The organism is Ignatzschineria sp. F8392 (assembly GCF_002252045.1).
Taxonomy (GTDB): Bacteria; Pseudomonadota; Gammaproteobacteria; order Cardiobacteriales; family Wohlfahrtiimonadaceae; genus Ignatzschineria.
The window spans coordinates 52,081-71,895 of record NZ_NEFF01000003.1 but is presented as its reverse complement, the minus strand read 5'-3'; the positions used below and the strand labels follow the sequence as shown (position 1 = coordinate 71,895).

Below are 19,815 nucleotides of genomic sequence, written 5' to 3'. Positions count from 1 at the left end.
ATGGATTCTTAAATAGAGTATCCCTAAACCCATCTATCTTCTGGGATTAGATGGGTTTTGTTTTATCACGCTATGCAATTACAGCGCTCAGTTTTTAATTGGTTATTGAGATTGATTATTGAGATTGTCTATTGAATGAAGTTTGATCTTATGACTATTTGATCTGTTTGACTGCCCTAAAAGGGTTTTAAGGCTTTATCAGCACTATTAAAGCGTTTGTTGAGTCACTATTTGAGCAAGTTTTACTTTATTAAAAGTCATAAAATGATATAAACCTACTTCTTTCTTGTCTCTACAAGGAAGCGTTCTCTTCTTAAAGAGTTGAGACATACAGTTGAGATATCAAGTTGAGATATCTAATTTGAGATATCTCAATCGATATATATTAGTTGAAATATATCGATTATTTGAGCTGTAAGACACAATTGAAGCCATTGAGCGAATTGAATAAATGTGGATTAATGTGGACAAATGGGAAGATTATGAGCCATCTAGCGAATAAAAACTTTGAAGTACAACCTGTTGCCGATTTTGCGCAAACGGCCTATTTAAACTACTCGATGTATGTGATTATGGATCGTGCGCTCCCCTATATCGGCGATGGATTAAAGCCGGTTCAGAGACGTATTATCTATGCTATGAGTGAGTTAGGCCTCAATGCCGCCAGTAAGCCTAAAAAATCAGCCCGTACCGTCGGGGATGTTTTAGGTAAATATCATCCCCATGGTGATAGTGCCTGTTATGAAGCGATGGTATTGATGGCACAACCCTTCTCCTATCGTTATCCATTAGTTGAAGGTCAGGGTAACTTCGGTTCGCTCGATAACCCCAAATCATTTGCGGCGATGCGTTATACCGAATCGAAACTCTCCCGCTATGCGGAGCTTCTCCTTAAAGAGCTAGGGGAGGGAACGGTCGATTGGGTTCCTAATTTTGATGGTTCGCTCGATGAACCTAAACTTCTGCCGGCACGTGTTCCTAATATCCTCCTCAATGGTGGAACCGGGATCGCAGTGGGAATGGCCACCGATATCCCTTCACACAACTTACGAGAGGTGGCGAAAGGGGTCTGCGCACTAATCGACAATCCTGATCTTACCGGCAAAGCACTCCATAAGATTATTCCGGCACCCGATTATCCTACGGGAGGAGAGATTATCACTCCTAAAGAGGAGCTTTTGAGTATCTATGAGAAGGGCCGTGGTTCGATCCGCGTTCGTGCAAGATACCGTGTTGAGAATGATGAGATCATTATCTATGAATTGCCTTATCAGGTCTCCGGTGAGAAGATTCAGCAAGATATCGCCGCTCAGATGCAATCTAAAAAATTGCCGATGATTGAAGACATTCGTGATGAATCAGACCATGATGAGCCAGTTCGTATTGTCTTGATTCCTCGCTCGAGTCGTGTGGATGTTGAGATGGTGATGAATCATCTCTTTGCGACTACCGATTTAGAGAAGTCATTTCGCGTCAATATGAATATGATCGGTCTCGATCTGAAGCCAAAAGTGAAATCATTGGTGGACATTTTACGGGAATGGATTGAGTTTCGTCGTGGAACGGTGGTTCGTCGCTTAACATTCCATAAAAATCGTATTGAAAAACGGCTACATCTCCTAGAAGGGCTCTTAATCGCCTTCTTAAATCTCGATGAGGTGATCCGTATTATCCGCTTTGAGGAGGAGCCTCGGGCGGAATTGATCGCGCGCTTTGATCTCAGTGAAGCGCAGGCAGATTATATTTTAGAGACAAAATTGCGTCAGCTTGCCAAATTAGAGGAGATGAAGCTTAAAGGGGAAGAGGCTGAACTTCGAGCTAAATTAGAGGAGATTATGGCGCATCTTAATGATCCGGCGATGATCGATGCTTTGATTAAGCGGGAGATTACGGAAGATGCTGAAAAGTATGGTGATGATCGACGCTCTAAAGTTGTTGAGCGAGAGGCGGCGGAAGCGATTGATGAATCCACATTAGTCTCGAGTGAGCCGGTGATGGTTGTATTGTCGAAGATGGGTTGGGTACGTGCGGCGAAGAGCCTCGATATCGATCCTGAAGGCTTAAGTTATAAGACAGGAGATGGCTTTTTGACCGCCTGTATCGGGCGGAATAATCAGCAACTGGTCCTCTTTGATAGTACCGGTCGTTGCTACAGTACGCCGGCCCATACACTTCCCACAGCTAGAACGCAGGGTGAGCCTATTACCGCGCGGATCAATTTAGCAGATGGTGCTAAGATTGAGCAAATTATCCTCGATAAAGAGGAGAGTCACTATCTCTTAAGTGCCACAAATGGTTATGGCTTTATCGGCAGTTATAGTGAGTTTTTAACCCGTCAGCGTGCGGGGAAAGCGATGATCAATCTTAATGATGGTGCGATGATGCTTCCGCCTCAAAAGATTGAAGATATTGAGAATCAATGGGTGATTGCGGTTAGTGAACAAGGACGCTTTTTGGTGGTACCTCTGCGTGAATTGCCACAAATTGCAAGAGGAAAGGGTAATCAGATTATTGGTATTCCCGGCGCACAATTTAAGGCGAAGAAGGATTCCCTTGTGGCCACTTTAGTCTTCTCTAATGAGGATACTTTAGAGGTGGAGTATGGTAAGCGTCGCTTTAAGTTAACCCCAAGTGAATGGCAGCCTCTGATCGATGAGCGTGGAAAAAGAGGGGAAGAGTTACGCGTTAATCTGAAGTTAAAGTCGATTACGATTGCAAATAGAGCAGAATAGACTTATAATTTCGGGCTTGATAGTTACAACTGGTCGCGGTTGTAACACATTTTAAACACTTTTAATTGGAGCTAACCAATGTCAAATTACTATTTTGAAGGTACCGTACGTTCGGATATGGGTAAAGGTGCGAGCCGCCGCCTACGTCGCGAAGGTAATATTCCTGCAATTATCTATGGCGCAGATAAAGATGCTGTAAGCCTCGTTTTAAACCATAACGAAGTTTTAAAGCGCTTCCGTCATGAAGATATCTACACTTCAATCGTTGATGTGATTATCGATGGTAAAAAAGAGTCTGCGATCCTCCGTGATGTTCAACGTCACCCTTACAAGCCAATCATCACTCACTTAGACTTTATGCGCGTACGTGCAGATGAAGCGATTGTTGTTGATATCCCTGTTGTTCTTCTTAACGAAGAGAAAGCAAAAGGTGTTGTTAACGGTGGTATCGTTCTCCTTCATGAAGCGACATTAGCAGTCTCATGTTTACCGAAAGATCTTCCACATGAGATCGCAATCGATATCGCTAACTTAGATGTTGGTGAGCACCTCATGATCTCTGATATTCCAGCGATCGCAGGTGTTGAGTTCGTTAATATCATGAACGAAGAAGAGATGAATGATCAGCCTGTTGTTGCAATTGTTGAGCCACGTGCTGCAGTTGAAGAGACAACTGAAGAAGGCGAAGAAGCAGCTGAAGAAGCAACAGAAGAAGCTGAAGATAAAGAGTAATTCATCACTCTTGTTACTTTGAACTGAGTAATAGATAATGATTAAAATGATTGTAGGTCTTGGAAATCCAGGACTTCAATATGCAAAAACCCGCCACAATGCGGGTTTTTGGTTTATTGATAGTATTCGAAATGCGCCACTTTCTCTCAATAATCGCTTTAAAGGATTGGTCGGAGAGCAACTCTTTGGTTCCCAAAAGGTCTATCTTTTAGAACCGGAGACCTTTATGAATAAAAGTGGTGATGCTGTAGTTGCACTTGCGCTCTTTTATAAGATAATGCCAGAAGAGATTTTAGTAGTTCATGATGAACTCGATCTTGCGCCGGGTGTTGCTCGCTTTAAAAAAGGGGGCGGTCATGGAGGACATAATGGCTTAAAGAGTATTATAGAGCGATTAGGTTCTCGTGATTTTATGCGCCTTCGCATTGGCATTGGGCATCCTGGACACGCCTCATTGGTATCGAGCTATGTTTTAACAAAGACGCCAGAGAAGGATGAAGCTGAGATCTTCCAAGCGATAGATGCTGCTCGAGCGGTTCTGCCGCAATTTGTAGCAGGTGAATATGAGAAAGCGATGAATGAGCTTCATCGCCGATAGAACAGTTGAGTTAAAGGAAATTTTATGGCTATTCAGTGTGGGATTGTAGGTCTTCCAAATGTTGGTAAGTCGACACTTTTTAATGCATTAACAAATGCGGGCATTGATGCCGCAAACTATCCATTCTGTACCATTGAGCCCAATGTTGGGCGAGTCAATGTTCCAGATGAGCGTCTTGCACCTTTGGTGAAAATCGTCAATCCTGAGCGCGTACAGCAGACCTATATCGACTTTGTTGATATTGCTGGATTAGTTGCCGGTGCTTCAAAAGGGGAAGGGTTAGGAAATCAATTTTTAGCCAATATTCGTGAAACGGATGCGATTGCACATGTTGTCCGCTGTTTTGAGAATGATGATATCGTCCATGTCTCCGGTCAGGTGAGTCCTATTGATGATATTGAGGTGATCAATACAGAACTCTCTCTCGCTGATCTTGCAAGTGCAGAGCGAGGTCTTCAGCGTCTTGAGCGTGTTGCGAAAGGGGGCGATAAGATAGCTGTTGCACAAGTCGCGCTCTTAAAAGAGAAGGTTATTCCAACACTGAATGAGGCAAAAAGTCTTCGTTCTTTAGGTTTAGATGCGGATGAGCGTCTACTCTTAAGAGATTTTCATTTTCTTACAATGAAGCCTGTGATGTATATTGCCAATGTCAATGAAGATGGTTTTGAGAATAATCCCCTTCTTGAAGCGGTAGAGGCATATGCCGCTGAGGAGAACTCTTTTGTGGTACCAATCTGTGCTGCGATAGAGGCAGAGATCTCACAATTAGAAGATGAAGATAAAGAGATGTTCTTAGCGGATATGGGCTTTGAAGAGCCGGGTTTAAATCGCGTTATTCGCGGTGGTTATCAGCTTCTTGATCTTGAAACTTACTTTACTGCAGGGGTTAAAGAAGTTCGTGCTTGGACCATTAAAAAGGGATCAACCGCCCCACAAGCCGCCGGCGTTATCCATACCGACTTTGAGCATGGATTTATCCGTGCAGAAGTAATCGCCTATGATGACTTTGTTGAATTCGGTGGTGAAAATGGTGCGAAAGAGAAGGGTAAAATGCGTCTTGAAGGGAAAGATTATATCGTGCAAGATGGCGATATTATCCACTTCCGTTTCAACGTTTAAACGTTGAAATTCAATATTGAGGTTTAACGCTTCAACGTTTATTCGCTATTAGTGATGAATGACTGATTATTTACGAATAGTTATTGATAGATATTGATAGATATTGATAGTTACTAATAGTCATTATGTGAAACGGTAAAACCTCGTTTACCTTCATATTTGAGAGAAGAATCACTGCACTTTTGCAGTGATTTTTTTTGCTTATTCGGCAGTGAAGATGCTAATTGGCGGGCATACACTTGTTATAAGAATGAAATAGTAGGCTCCCGCCGCTCAACAGATCTTCTTAAGAATCATTCATCAATAAAACAGGCTGAACTCTGCCGGATCTTACCATCGCGTTCTTCCACAAATCACGTGCCGGCAGTAGGCATCGCTTTAGTTTTCTCATTCCGGCAATGAAGGTGCCAATTGGCGGGCATACACTTGTTATAAGAATGAAATAGTAGACTCCCGCCGCTCAACAAGTCTTCTTAAGAATCATTCATCAATAAAACAGGCTGAACTCTGCCGGATCTTACAATCGCGTTCTTCCACAAATCACGCGCCGGCAGTAGGCATCGCTTTAGTTTTCTCATTCCGGCAATGAAGGTGCCAATTGGCGGGCATACACTTGTTATAAGAATGAAATAGTAGGCTCCCGCCGCTCAACAAGTCTTCTTAAGAATCATTCATCAATAAAACAGGCTGAACTCTGCCGGATCTTACCATCGCGTTCTTCCACAAATCACGCGCCGGCAAATATCGCCACTTTAGTGGCAATTAGGAGATAAAACGTTGAGTGACGATAAAGCCGATAAAGGTTGCGCCGATTGCGCCGATAAAGTGAAAGATGATTAGAAGAAAAGCGGTGAGAAATTCTCGATTTTGTAGTAGCTTCATCGCCTCTAGAGAGAAGCTTGAGAAGGTGGTGAGCCCACCACAAAAGCCGACAATGAGGAAGAGACGAAGCGCTTGATCGGGCTTAGAGAGTAGATAAGCGGCAATGATGCCCGCTAATAAGCCACCGATGATATTAACAAGAAGGGTTGAGATCTGGGTCGGCGTCGAAAGCTGCGTCTCAATAAGGGTAAAGAGATAGCGACAAGCACCCCCTAGGGAAGCACCGAGCATGACGAGAAGAAGATTTTGCATTAAGTTTGGCATATTGAGTGCGCCTTATTACAATAGAGACTTTTAACCCTGATCGCACGATTGAGGGCGATGAGCATCATATTACGCAATCATGTTAGGAGTCTATGTGAAGTTTGATTTAACAAAGATCGATCCGCAATGGAGAGAGTTTATCAAAAGCGAGATGGAAAAATCTTACTTTCGCCAAATAGAGCAGGGAATTGCCCAATCGATCGAGAAGGGCGTTCGTGTCTTTCCGCCGATGGAATCGATCTTTAGCGCATTTCAAGTTGCGCCCGATCAGATTAAAGTGGTGATCTTAGGACAAGATCCTTATCATGGTTTAGGGCAAGCCCATGGCTTAGCCTTCTCCGTTCAACCTGGCGTTAAAATCCCCCCCTCATTGCGAAATATCTATCAGGAGTTAACAACCGATATCCCTGGGTTTGAGCCGCCGCAAACGGGAGATCTCACTGCTTGGAGTGAGCAGGGCGTCTTTCTTCTCAATACTGTTTTAACCGTTGAGGAGAGTAGAGCGCATTCTCATGCGAAGATCGGCTGGGAGCAATTTACAACGGCAGTGATCGATTATTTAGCAGATCACTATCAACATCTTGTCTTTATTTTGTGGGGAAATCATGCCCAGAAGAAGGGGGAAACGATCGATCGAAATCGGCATCTAATCTTGGATGCAGCCCATCCTTCACCCCTTTCGGCTTATCGTGGATTTTTTGGCTCTAAGCCTTTTTCTAAGAGCAATCAATATCTCCTCGATAAAGGAAAGGGAGCGATTGAGTGGCAACTTTAAAAAGTCGCCACACTGTTGTATCGCTCTCTCTTCCTATTTATTGCTGTTATGCCAGCCTATTATGCTCATTGTCGCAGTTTTAGTGCGGCTACAACTACCAATAGCCGAGTACTTTCCACCAAAGACCACCGACATAGAACCAGATAGCAAGGTTAACGACACTCATCACAAAACCCACACGCCACCATTCACCTAATGTTGCGTAGTTAGAACCGAAGATGATAGGTGCGGTTCCTGTTGCATAGTGAGTTAGTGACATCATCAATGATGAGGAGAATGCTAATGTGAGCGCAAGTAACATCGGCGGCGCACCTAAAGCAACTCCTGCAGCTAAGAAGGCGCCAAACATAGCGGTAATATGAGCTGTTGTGCTTGCAAAGAAGTAGTGAGTATAGACATAGATCAGCACAAGAATGAGCATCGAGAGAATCCAGCCAAGGCTCAGCTCATCAATTCCGTGACTAACCGTTAAGGCGAGCCATTTGACAAGCCCCAGCTTTCCTAAAAAGGTTGCCATCATAATGAGCGCGGAGAACCACATAACGGTATCCCAAGCACTCTTGTGGCTAAGTGCATCATCCCAGGTAAGGACGCCGGTGATCAGAAGGATCGAGAGCCCAATAAAGGCAGCTGTTGCGGCATTGATCTGCAACCCGAAGAGAAGATCTGGTACTTCTGCCCACATTAGAAGAAGAAGAATAAAGACGCCCGCTGTGATTATCTCCGGCAGGGACATCTTGCCAAGCTCTGCCATTTTTTGTTTTGCAAAGAGTGGTGCATTCGGTGTCTTTTTAATAGTGGGGGGCACGAGAAAATAGATCACTAAAGGCATAATCAGAAGTGATAAGAGCCCAGGGATAATCGCCGCAATCGCCCACGCACTCCAAGTGAGGCGAAATTCAGCGCCTAATCCTTCGGCAATCAGATTAACAATTAAGGGGTTGGGGGCCGTTGCCGTAATAAACATCGCTGATGTGATGGGGTTAGTATTGTAGTTAACAAGTGCTAAGAAGCGGCCAATCTTCTTTGAAGAGGCGGGATCATCAGGTTGTGAATCGAAACTATCGGCGATCGATTTCATAATAGGATGAATAATTCCGCCACCTCGCGCCGTATTACTAGGCGTTACGGGCGCTAAGATAAGTTCTGAAAAGGTGAGTGAATAGGCAATTCCTAAAGAGCGTTTGCCAAAAAGAGAGATTAACCAGTAGCCGATACGCGCCCCTAAACCAGTCTTATTGAGACTGACAGAGATAATCATCGAGATTCCAATCAGCCAGATTAGGTTATTGGAGAAGCCACTTAATGCATCATTTAGCGCTGCGGTGGCATCGCCAGGATGGGTGACTTGTGTTAAAGCGACCGCCGAGATTGCAATAACAGAGATCGCCCCGATCGGGAGCGCTTTACCAATAATAGCGGCAATTGTGCCGATAAAGAGTGCTAGAAGTTGCCACGCATTCTCTTGAACCCCTTCAGGCGTTGGGATAACAAACCAAATAAGAAGCGTAAGACCCAATGCGATAGCGCCCGGTATTGGCTTGACAGGCTTAAGTGTGATCATATTATTCCCTAAATTATTTTAAGTTATTTGATAATGATAGCGTTAAGATATTGCTCGATACTCTTACTTTGATATTTTGTTACATACCTCATAGATCTCCCACATATACATCATAGATACATCATATATCTTATATATATTTTTAATATATATCATTACTATTATAAGAGAGTATAGAGGGTCTGTTATCGCTATTTTATCTCAAGGCGCTATTGTATTTACTTATAGCTATTTAATATCCCATTTTCTCTTTTTATCACTTATATCTTTTATCTAGTAGGTACTCGCTTTAGTTCTTTACTAAAATAGCTATTTATCAAAACTTACGAGTGAATAGATGAGTGAATCGATATTGATCTTGATTTATGTGTGGGATTTTAAGATAGATTATTATTTGATTTATTAGTGATTATTTGATTTGAGGTTGATAATATTTTATCGCTTTTGTGGCATAGAGATTTCTTTTGATCTCTTATGCGTAAAATCTTCTTTTGTAGTCGTTTTTTAGTTGTTATTTGGTAAAAGTGGTAAAAGTAGCGCAATTATAGATCACTTTTTAGGTTGCTTATTTTATGTGATTTAGCTTATAAAAGAGAGGAGGGGCGATCGAGATCAAATTTTCTTAAGGCATTATTCTTAAGGTATTACTCTCAATGTATTAGAAAAGCGATAAGAGCAATAAGATTAATAAGAGTAATAAGAGTAATAAGAGTAATAAGAGTAATAAGAGTAATAAGAGTAATAAGAGTAATAAGAGTAATAAGAGTAATAAGGGCAAGAGGAGAGCCCAGCGCCTTAATAAGAAGCGAGGTGAGAGATCAGGATCATCAGCATCAACAGCATCATCAGGATTATTCAGAATTGTCAGAATTATCGGAAAAGAATAACGAAACAAGATAGAAGCACGATAGAAGCACGATAGAAGTAAGATAGAAATAAAAAATTATAAAAATAACCAAACACCAAACACCAAATAACCAAAATAATAAGAATAGAAAGAGGAGAGAAGTATGGAGAATACGCATGATCCTAAGACGATGCGTAAGATTTTGATCGCAAGTCTGACAGGAAGTGTTATTGAGTGGTTCGATTTTTTCCTATATGGAACCGTTGCCGCTTTAGTTTTTAATCAGATCTTTTTCGTAAGTGATGACCCTGCTATCGGTCTTATTCTCTCTTACGCCTCTTTTGCGCTCACCTTCTTTATCCGACCCTTTGGCGGTGTGCTCTTTAGCCATATTGGTGATCGTATCGGACGAAAGAAGACCTTAGTGCTCACATTGAGCTTGATGGGAATCGCAACAATGGCGATCGGGCTTCTCCCTTCTTATCATACGATTGGAATCTGGGCGCCGATTCTTCTGATCTTCTTTCGTCTGCTTCAGGGAATTGGGATCGGTGGAGAGTGGGGCGGTGCGCTTCTTTTAGCAGTTGAGTATGCGCCTAAGGAGAAACGTGGATTCTTCGGAAGTGTCCCACAGGTTGGAATTCCGATCGGTATGGTTTTAGGAACATTAGTCCTCTCATTGATGACGCTACTTCCCGATGAGCAATTTTTAGAGTGGGGTTGGAGAATACCCTTTATTTTAAGTGCGCTCTTAGTGGTATTAGGGCTCTGGATTCGTAATGGGATCGATGAGACGCCAGCATTTAAAGCGGTGCAGAAAGAGGGGAAAGTCCCTAAGATGCCGATCATCGATACACTCCGCTACCATTGGCGTGAGGTATTGATCGCAATAGGCGCAAAATTTGTAGAGACGGCACCTTTCTATATCTTCAGTACTTTTATCGTCTCTTATGCTACGATCAATTTAGGGTTTAGTAAGACAACCACTTTAACAGCCGTAATGGTTGCAAGTGTTATCACCTCAATCTTAATTCCTATGATGGGCGCGTTGTCTGATCGAGTTGGGCGTAAGAAGCTCTACGTGGTTGGGACAATTGTGATGATTCTCTATATGTTCCCCTATTTCTGGATGGTGAATCAAGGATCAGTGATCTTATTGGTGATTGCCACTATCTTAGGATTGGGAATCATTTGGGCGCCGATTACTGCCGTTTTAGGGACTTTCTTCTCGGAGATCTTTGCCCCTGAAATTCGTTATACCGGCGTTACGTTAGGCTATCAGATTGGGGCGGCGCTTGCAGGTGGAACGGCGCCCCTTATTGCCGTAACCTTCTTAAGCTATTTTGATTCTTATGTGCCTATTGCTATCTATATTATGTTAACGGGAGTGATCTCGCTTGTGGCGATTGCCTTTGCAAAGAATAAGAGGAGCTCATTTAGTGAGTCGTAATCGCTATTCTAGATCTCTATTGTGGAGATTGAGTGGGTTCAATAATAATTGTTTCAATAGTAATCGAATAACAATAGTAATTGAATAAATATAAGGTGACTGATTACCCTCTAACATTGACAGATAGAACATATAGAGAGGATCATTTACTATGAAGTAATCGTATTACCGCTCTTTTTAGGGCGGTAAGATTTTTTAAGAGCGATCTTCTATCTGTTAGGTCAGGAGATGTTAGATCAGAATAAACTATTGAGGTAGTGTATTAATTTGAAATCTAAATCTGAATCTAAATCTGAATCTGAGTCTGTATATCCATATTAAGGGAGCAAGATATTGTTTGTTTTATTGTTTGTTTCCGCTAGATTTAACAGAGAAGATCCACCATAAAATATGAGGAGATAATAATGAGAATTCTCAATGAGAGAGAGATTGCCGCAACCTATAAGATGCCGGAAGCACTACGCGATGTAGCTAATATATTGAAGGCGAAAGCTGCCGGAAAGGTGGAAAATCCTCTTCGTACAGTGATCGAATTCCCAGAGGAACACGCCTCCGTTCTCTATATGCCTTGTGCAGATTTAGAAAATGAATTGATGAGTATGAAAGCAGTGACAATCTTTCCCAATAATCCATTGCAAGGAAAAAATACGACACAAGGGGTTATCCTGCTATCGGATGCCACTAATGGTGATCATCTTGCGCTACTCAATGCTTCTTATCTAACTCGTCTTCGAACAGGGGCTTTAAGTGGTCTTGCTACCGATTATCTTGCTCGCCGTGATAGCCATATTTTAACGGTGATTGGAACGGGAAAGATGGCCTTTGAGCAGGTTTTAGGTGTTTTGGAAGTACGTAATATCACTAAGATCAATCTTGTGAATCCGACGGTTGAAAATGCAGAGCGATTTGCACAAGCATTGCGAGATTATCCGATCAATTCGGATATTGAGATTGTGATCGCACTTGATCGCTCTAAAGCAGTGCAAGAGGCTGATATTATCAATTGTGCGACACGTTCTAAAACGCCGGTATTTGATGGCAAGGATATTCAGCCGGGAACTCATGTTAATGGCGTGGGCTCTTATCTACCGGATATGCAGGAGGTCGATTTTCACTTTATTACACGTACTGCTCAGATTGTTGTTGATGATTTTCATGGTGCAACGGAAGAGGCTGGAGAGTTTATCCATGCTGTCGAAAAAGAGGGGTGGTCTTTCGATCAGATCTCAGGTGAGTTACAAGATCTTATCGCCGGTAAAATCAGCGGAAGAGAGGACGAAAGCGCGATCACCTTCTTTAAGTCAGTCGGTTCCGCCTACTTTGATCTAGCTGTGGCGCAAGGTGTCTATCACTCTGCATTAGCAGAAAATGTGGGCGTTGATGTAGAGATTTAGGATTAAGCTTTTTTAGATCATAGTAGTCGCGATATTTGCCGGCGATCGGAAAATCATCATCTGCCGGCACGTGATTGATGGAAGCACACAATAGTAAGAACCGGCACCTCATCAGCTTTTATAAAGATAAGAACTATTTTGGCAATCGGATGATTGCTTACTGCCGGCACATGATTTGTGGAAGTACGGGATGATAAGATCCGGCAGCGCTCAGCCATTTTTATCTCAATCAATCATTCTTAAGAAGATTTGTTGAGCGGCGGGAGCCGACTATTTCGTTCTTTTAGCTGATGCATGCCCGCGATTCGGTACTTTCAGTGCCGAGGATGATATTGCTGAAGTAGCGGCGATATTTGCCGGCATGCAAACTGTGGAAGCGCGCAGTGGTCATTTCCGGCAACTCATCAACCTATATTGTTTCAACAAATAAGAGAGTTTTTAGAGCGGTGGGAGCCCACTATTTCGTTCTTATAACAAGTGCATGCCCACCATTTGGCGCTTTCAACACCAGAAAAATCATTACTATTTAAAATGTAATCGCCGGCAGTCGGAAAATCGCCATCTGCCGGCACATGATTTGTGGAAGCACACGATAGTAAGATCCGGCAGCGTTCAGACTGTTTTACTGATGATTTAGATAACACTTAAAGCGCTATTACAAAACAATCGGTCTTCTTCTGTCGTAGGCTTTGGCAGGTTCTCTCTGCTTCGCTCTCATTAAATCCTGAGAGAAGCGCGCGATAATATTCGCCGGTGTTAAAGACTTGAACGGTACCGCTTCTCACCTTTTCATAAGCACTGCGTGCTTCATTGCGTGCGGCATTGTAATCTTTAAATGCGCCTACTTGTACCGCATGACTCAGTCCTGAAGCGCTCACAATCGGCCCACGGATGGGAGCGGTGCCGGGTGAGTAATCTCCTGTGCCGGCGATAATCTGATCGGAAGAGGATTCTAAAACTAATGCCGGAATCGGCGCGACAACCTCAGCAGGTTTGACCTGCTCTTTTTTCGGTGGTGGTGGTGCTTTAACGATTGCGGTAGAACCACTTCGACGCCCTTTTTTGCTATCGAAGAGTTGCGTTTTATCACTCGGTTTCGTTTTTGTGGGAGTGAAGAGAACGGTCATATCTTTTGTGATGTAAGGGGAGATTTCACGAATAGAGCGTCCCTTATAACCATCATTAAAGCTCTGATCGAGAAGTGAGATCATCAAATCATCCCGTAGCTGTGTGGTTCTTCCCCCTAAAACAACAGCGAAAACACGATTGTTGTTGCGTTTAGCGCTGGTTAAGAGATTAAATCCTGATTTACGAATATAACCTGTTTTAATCCCATCTGCACCGGGGAAATCTCGATTAACGCGGTTGTGGGAGCGGAAAGTGACGCCGGCATATTCAAATGAAGGGGTCTGAAAGAGATGATAATATTGTGGGAAGTGATTATGAATCGCGATCCCTAATTTGATCATATCTCGAGCGGTTGTATATTGGTTATCATTCGGTAATCCATGAGGATTGACAAAGTGGCTACTATGCATCCCCAATTTTTTTGCTGTCTGATTCATTCGGCGAGCAAAAGCCTCTTCAGAACCAGATATCTTTTCGGCAACGGCTAGCGCCACATCATTTGCGGATTTAACAATTAAAGCTTTAATGGCAGTCTCTAATGTGATTGCGGTTCCCTCTTTCCCACCAATTTTTGAGGGGGGTTGAGCCGCTGCTTTTGCGGAGAAGGGGACTTTGGTATTGAGATTGACCTTACCTTTTGCGAGATCCTCAAAGACAATATAGAGCGTTAGCACTTTTGTTAATGATGCCGGATAGCGTCTTGCATCGACATCATGTTCATAGAGTGGCTTACCTGTTCTATGATCAACCACAAAAGCGGAGAACCCTGTCTCGGCAAAGGCGAGAGACAATAGCGTGCAGATCAGTAGATTTGCTGCTAGGAGATATCGGAGTGTCTTTTTCATTGGCGCAATTTACGATTCTAGGTTGAGGGAAATAGTCAGGAGGTATGAGAGGTGGTCAACTTCGGTGATTCTTTAACTTCAAAAGAGATCATTAAAAAGCTTGAACCCCATCTCTTATATTGATCCTCAATGATAAGATTGTTTCCCATTGAAGAGTCATTGTCAAAAAAAGAGCTATTATTTCAGTGTACAATTATTTAATTGAGAAAACCATAGTCATGAGAAGGGATTCTATAAAACTCCCCAGATACTATGGTTTTCATTGTTTGTCTGCGACTCAATAGAGGGCTTTATTGATCTTGTCAGATCCAGCAGATCGATCTATAAGACCGATCTACTATGCCGATCTATTAGGCTGATCCTATTGACAGTTGAGACGCTCTTTAAGGGCATCAAATGCCGCACGAAGCCCCATCGCTTCTCCCCCTTTAGGGCGACCTGGGCGATGACGAATATTCCAAGCCATCAGATCGACATGGGCAAAAGGAACATTGCTCTGTTTCGTAAAGCGTTCAAGAAAGAGTGCTGCTGTAATCGCGCCGGCAAAGGGGACGCTTCCTGAGTTACTAACATCCGCTGTCTCTGCATCGATCCATTCATTGTAGGCTTGATGGAAGGGGAGTCGCCAAACGGTATCACAATTCTTCTCACCACTCTTTTGCATGATCTGCGCAAAAGCATCATCATTGGTAAAGAGTGCCGGGATCTCCGTACCGAGAGCGACGCGAGCGGCACCAGTCAATGTGGCAAAGTCGATTAGGAAATCACATGGTTTTTCTAATGCGTAGGTCAATGCATCGCAGAGAATTAAGCGTCCTTCCGCATCGGTATTGTCGATCTCAACGCTCATACCATTACGACTTTTGACAATATCACCCGGGCGCATAGAGCGATCGGAGACACTATTTTCAACAATCGGGAGGAGGATACGAAGAGAGATATCCCACTCCTCTTGTAGTATCCATTTTCCAAGCGCGAGCATATGCGCTGCACCCCCCATATCTTTCTGCATATAACGCATGCTATTAGAGGGTTTAATATCGAGTCCGCCGGTATCAAAAGTGACCCCTTTTCCAACGAGGGTTAATTGTGGGGCTCCCTCTTTTTCTGCAATAATTTCGACAAGGCGAGGTTGATATTTACTGCCGGCACCTACGGTATAGATCAGTGGGAAATTCTGCTTTAAGAGTTCACTTCCCACAATCTCTTTAATGGTGACGGGAAACCCTAAGAGTTCTGCACGAATCTGTGTTACAAAATTATCGGGGGTTAAGGTATTTGCTGGCTCATTGATTAAATCGCGAATTAAGTAGTGAGCACTCAAAGCATTTTTAACACGTTTTGCAACATTTTCAGGAAGGTAGAAGGAGATTGCGCGTTGCTTTGCTTGTTTATATTGATTGAATTGATAAGCCCCTAAACCAAAGGCGAGGAGATGGTTATAGAGCGCCTCTTCTCCCAATGTTTCAGGAAGGCGGTAGTGGCCTAAAGGGAGTTTTTGATAGCTATCGCCCAAGGTGAAGAGAGGTTCTTTCTCATTGTAACCGACAACCACCTCTTTAAGTTCTCCTTGCTCGTCATAGAGCGGAATGATCTCTCCGGCATGAATTGTCTCATCTTCCTTTTCTCGCTTTAATCGCGTTCGTTGTGCATCTGTTAGCGTTATCTCAGAGAGAGTGCTTGCAAAACTGAGAGGGATAGCATCCGCTTCCTGTTCACTATAAAGATGATCTAATTCGGTCTGTAACATCATGTTTTCTCACTTTCCTGTTAAAAGTCTATCTATCTAAAATTGATAAGCAATGGATATAAAATGGATATAAAGTTGATACAAAATTGCCTCACAATTGATTGAGGCAAAATTGCTATAAGATTCAGATAAGAAGACTATTTTTCATAATGAATTAAAATTTCTCGGTTACCATTTGCGGCAGGAGCAGAGATGATCCCTTGCTCCTCCATCGCCTCAATAAGACGAGCTGCTCGCTGGTAACCAATGCGAAGTTTTCGTTGAACATAGGAGATGGTGGGGCGCTGATCTTCTAAAACGATCTTCACCGCTTCATCATAGAGCACATCTTCCACATCATCAGGTGAAGCAACATAGCCAGAGGCATTCTCTGAGAGTCCTGGAATCTCTTCTGTAGGATCTTTTAAGATATCATCCACATAATCGGTATCGCCTGTTAAGCGGAGAAAATCGGTGACGCGATTGACTTCATTGTCATCGACAAAGGCACCATGAACCCGTTGAGGGAAGGGCGCACCGGTAGGGAAGAAGAGCATATCTCCATGACCTAAAAGGTTCTCCGCACCTTGCTGGTCGAGAACGGTACGAGAGTCGATCTTACTTGAGACTTGGAAAGCGATACGGCTTGGAATATTGGCCTTAATTAAGCCGGTAATAACATCTACCGATGGACGCTGTGTTGCTACAACCATATGAATCCCGGCAGCACGTGCTTTCTGGGTTAAGCGTGCGATCAGCTCCTCAACGGCTTTTCCTACACTCATCATCATATCGGCAAGCTCATCGATAACGATCACAATGTAGGGAAGAGGTTTGAGGAGCGGTGCTGTCGCATGGTCAGAGACCTCACGCGATGCATCCCAGAGTGGATCAGCAATAGGGTTATCGGCAGCAATGGCCTCTTTCACCTTCTGATTAAAGCCATCGATATTACGGACACGAAGTTTACTCATCAGAAGATAGCGACGCTCCATCTCCATCACCGCCCAGCGTAACGCATTTGCAGACTCTTTCATGTCGGTCACAACCGGCGCTAAAAGGTGTGGAATGTTATCGTAGACCGAAAGTTCAAGCATTTTCGGGTCAATGAGAATGAGACGAAGATCTTCCGGACGAGCTTTATAGAGAAGGCTTAATAAGATGGTATTAAGTCCAACCGATTTCCCTGAGCCTGTGGTCCCGGCAATAAGAAGATGGGGCATCTTAACAAGATTGGCCACAACTTGATTGCCCGAAACATCTTTCCCAAGCAAGATCGTAAGGGGATGTTTACTATTGCGATACGCTTCGGCATAGAGCCCCTCTTTAAAGTAGACGATTTGTCGCTTCTTATTAGGAATTTCAAGACCGATATAGGGTTTTCCGGGGATAATATCGACAATACGGACACTCGTTACCGAGAGCGCTCGCGCAATATCTTTATTGAGATTATTGATCTGCGCAATCTTCACACCAGGCGCGAGATCGAGTTCAAATCGAGTAATTACCGGGCCGGGTTCAATATTGACAACAGAGACCTCAATATTGAAGTGCTTAAACTGCTCCTCAATGAGTGAGGCAAGTTCTGCAAGCTCCGCTTCATCATAACTTTCGGTCACAGGAGGGGGATTACCTAAAAGATCTAATCCCGGCAGACGACCGGCCATCGGAAACTCTTTAGGCGCTTTAACGGGGATGGGCATACCACTTTTAGGGTCGATCTCATGGCCGATATAGCGCTCTTTGGGTGCCTCAGGTGTCGGTGTTTTCTCTTGCGGTGTTTCAAATGCCGGTGCGATGACCTCGACGGCTTCATTCTCACTCTCTTCTATCTCAAGATCTGCAACGATGAGATCAAGCGGCTGAATCTCTCGCTCCTCATGCTCTAATGTCGGCTGATCTTCCATTGGGTGATTCTCATCTTGTACCTCTGAAGGATCAGTGATGGCAAATTGAAGCGGGGTAAATTGAAGTGGATCGCTCTCTAATAGATCTTGATTGTCACTATCTATTTGTTCTGTTTGATCTGCTTGTGCTGTAAAAGCGTCAATATCTTCTCCACTTTCTCCCCCTCTCTCTTCTTGCTCATGAGGCAGCGTATCCGCTGAGGCACTCGCTACTACTGCCGCAGTTTTGAGAGAATCGAGAGAAGGTTCAACTTTAACAGGGAGGTCCTCTTCCACTTTTTTGGTTTTACGGCGCGCTTTAAAGAGATTACGGAAGATAGAGGGGATACTCTTCTTCTCTTCCTCCTCTTCAATCACCTCATCAGTAGCGCTCTCTACTATCTCGTCTTCTTGTGAAGATTGGGGCGCACGAATGAAATCATCCCAAACCTCATCAAGCTTGGGTTCTAGTGGATTGATGTCGAGTCTTTCAGCTGTTTTCGCTGTTTCTACGATTGCTTCTTCTGTCGCGGTGGGTTCGTTATGATTTTTTTTTAAGTTACGGAAAATAGGGGGGATGTTGTTTTGTGCTTTTTTCATTTCGTCTTGATCTTCCGCAGGTTGGTTCTCTTCCTCAAGAGGTTGATAATGGTAGCTACTGAGCTCCTCCTCTTTGAGAGGTGTATTCGGCATTGTTAAATCGGCATTAGATTCATAGTTTTCATATGATTCCTCTTTGAGAATTGTTTCATCGATCTCAATAAAATCTTGATGTTTACCCTCAAGGCCATCATCAGCACCGGCAAAGATCTTATTGAAGAAGTTTGGTGCTTTGCGTCCTTCAGTCTCATTGAGCATGCGATCGATCGTCTCTTGCTCAATATTGCCATCATGATCAGGGAGATGTTGATTAACAATATCTGCCTCTACCTCTTTTGAGGGGAAGATAGAGAACCAGAGCATCAGGATGAAGGCGCCACAATAATCCATCCAACCGATAGGGCCTGAGCCGGTAACAAGATAGAAGCCGATAAAGGTTAAGATCGCAAAGAGGATCTTTGTACCATAGGTTAAAAGCTCAGGATCGATGGAGAAAGCAGTGCTGAGAATATTGATAAGTTCTGTCCCAATAAATCCGCCCATCATCCCACCATTGCCACTATGAAGATCGAGTAGTGCTGAGAGAGAGAAGATTGTAATGAGGACGCCTAAAAGTCGAAAACTGATCTTATCTAAGGTGACTGTTAAGATCTTTCTTTTCAAGAAGAGCTGATAGCCAAAGCCGATCAGAAAAAGGGGGAAAAGCCAAGCGGTGCTGCCGATGGCAGAGAGCATAATATCGGCGAAATAAGCCCCACGCTCGCCCATAATATTATGGACAACCTCAGCAGTGGTTGCGCTACTCCAAGCGGGATCATCGGGATGATAACTGTAGAAGCTCAGTGACATTGCAAGCGCAATAATGAGCGTTGCAATAAATAGTACGATTCCTACCGTCTTTGAAAATGCCGTCAGAAAAAGCGTAGAGGCTTTCGGTTTTTTGGGAACAACTTGCCGCAAGATGAGCCATCCTTATTGCAAATAAAGTGAGTAACAGTGAATAACAGTGAATACTTTATGGAACTCTCTTAGAGATTGATGAAGATCCTTTGGAGAGAGTTAACTTCAAGAATTTACAATTTAATAATCTACTATCAAATCTACTACCAAATCTACTATAAAAATCTAGTATAAAATTTAGTACAAAAATCTAATATAACAATCTGTATAACAATCTGTTTTATGCTTCAATCGGTGATTTAATGGCCGGTCGATCTAACCGAACCTATTTTGCCTCATTGATTCATAAGACTCCCTATTCTAGCAAATT

General features: G+C 43.3%; 12 protein-coding genes. 7 read left to right on the top strand and 5 right to left on the bottom strand.

Features of this window, described 5'->3' with window-relative positions:
- Nucleotides 1-482 precede the first annotated feature (482 nt).
- The 4 genes from parC (at nucleotide 483) to ychF (ending at nucleotide 5,181) form a co-directional block, all read left to right on the top strand.
- Entirely contained in the window at nucleotides 483-2,732 is a 2,250-nt protein-coding gene (parC, locus tag B9T19_RS06280; protein ID WP_094567953.1) for a DNA topoisomerase IV subunit A, read from the top strand.
- Between the two features lie 78 nt (nucleotides 2,733-2,810).
- A complete protein-coding gene (locus B9T19_RS06275; protein ID WP_094567764.1) occupies nucleotides 2,811-3,464 on the top strand; it encodes a 50S ribosomal protein L25/general stress protein Ctc in 654 nt (217 codons plus the stop codon).
- Between the two features lie 37 nt (nucleotides 3,465-3,501).
- Nucleotides 3,502-4,062 (top strand): aminoacyl-tRNA hydrolase, encoded by a 561-nt coding sequence (gene pth / locus B9T19_RS06270; protein WP_094567763.1) that lies wholly within the window; start codon nucleotides 3,502-3,504, stop codon nucleotides 4,060-4,062.
- A 24-nt stretch (nucleotides 4,063-4,086) separates the two neighbouring features.
- A complete protein-coding gene (gene ychF / locus B9T19_RS06265; protein WP_094567762.1) occupies nucleotides 4,087-5,181 on the top strand; it encodes a redox-regulated ATPase YchF in 1,095 nt (364 codons plus the stop codon).
- A gap of 762 nt (nucleotides 5,182-5,943) precedes the next feature.
- On the opposite strand, the gene B9T19_RS06260 is transcribed toward ychF, so the two are convergent.
- On the bottom strand, nucleotides 5,944-6,327 hold the full coding sequence (locus B9T19_RS06260; RefSeq protein ID WP_094567761.1) for a CrcB family protein: 384 nt from the start codon (nucleotides 6,325-6,327) through the stop codon (nucleotides 5,944-5,946).
- A gap of 94 nt (nucleotides 6,328-6,421) precedes the next feature.
- Between B9T19_RS06260 and ung the strand changes: the two genes are divergently transcribed.
- On the top strand, nucleotides 6,422-7,102 hold the full coding sequence (ung, locus tag B9T19_RS06255; protein ID WP_255406350.1) for a uracil-DNA glycosylase: 681 nt from the start codon (nucleotides 6,422-6,424) through the stop codon (nucleotides 7,100-7,102).
- A 94-nt stretch (nucleotides 7,103-7,196) separates the two neighbouring features.
- Here the strand turns inward: ung and B9T19_RS06250 are convergent, their stop codons facing one another.
- Nucleotides 7,197-8,666: a DASS family sodium-coupled anion symporter gene (locus B9T19_RS06250; protein ID WP_094567759.1), complete on the bottom strand. Its 1,470-nt coding sequence runs from the start codon at nucleotides 8,664-8,666 to the stop codon at nucleotides 7,197-7,199.
- A gap of 1,010 nt (nucleotides 8,667-9,676) precedes the next feature.
- On the opposite strand from B9T19_RS06250, the gene B9T19_RS06240 reads away from it, so the two are divergent.
- Together B9T19_RS06240 and B9T19_RS06235 are read left to right on the top strand one after the other, a co-directional pair.
- Nucleotides 9,677-10,963: an MFS transporter gene (locus tag B9T19_RS06240; protein ID WP_233146811.1), complete on the top strand. Its 1,287-nt coding sequence runs from the start codon at nucleotides 9,677-9,679 to the stop codon at nucleotides 10,961-10,963.
- 404 nt (nucleotides 10,964-11,367) lie between these two features.
- Nucleotides 11,368-12,357 (top strand): ornithine cyclodeaminase family protein, encoded by a 990-nt coding sequence (locus B9T19_RS06235; RefSeq protein WP_094567757.1) that lies wholly within the window; start codon nucleotides 11,368-11,370, stop codon nucleotides 12,355-12,357.
- A gap of 644 nt (nucleotides 12,358-13,001) precedes the next feature.
- On the opposite strand, the gene B9T19_RS06230 is transcribed toward B9T19_RS06235, so the two are convergent.
- The 3 genes from B9T19_RS06230 to B9T19_RS06220 form a co-directional block, all read right to left on the bottom strand.
- Nucleotides 13,002-14,330, bottom strand: a complete 1,329-nt coding sequence (locus B9T19_RS06230) for a D-alanyl-D-alanine carboxypeptidase (protein ID WP_158214368.1) — start codon at nucleotides 14,328-14,330, stop codon at nucleotides 13,002-13,004.
- A 361-nt stretch (nucleotides 14,331-14,691) separates the two neighbouring features.
- The gene (locus B9T19_RS06225; RefSeq protein ID WP_094567756.1) at nucleotides 14,692-16,083 is read right to left on the bottom strand and encodes a M17 family metallopeptidase; all 1,392 of its coding nucleotides are present in this window, start codon (nucleotides 16,081-16,083) and stop codon (nucleotides 14,692-14,694) included.
- A gap of 134 nt (nucleotides 16,084-16,217) precedes the next feature.
- Nucleotides 16,218-19,505 carry a DNA translocase FtsK 4TM domain-containing protein gene (locus tag B9T19_RS06220; RefSeq protein WP_094567755.1) on the bottom strand — a complete coding sequence of 1,096 codons (3,288 nt, stop codon included), beginning with the start codon at nucleotides 19,503-19,505 and terminating at the stop codon, nucleotides 16,218-16,220.
- Nucleotides 19,506-19,815 lie beyond the last annotated feature (310 nt).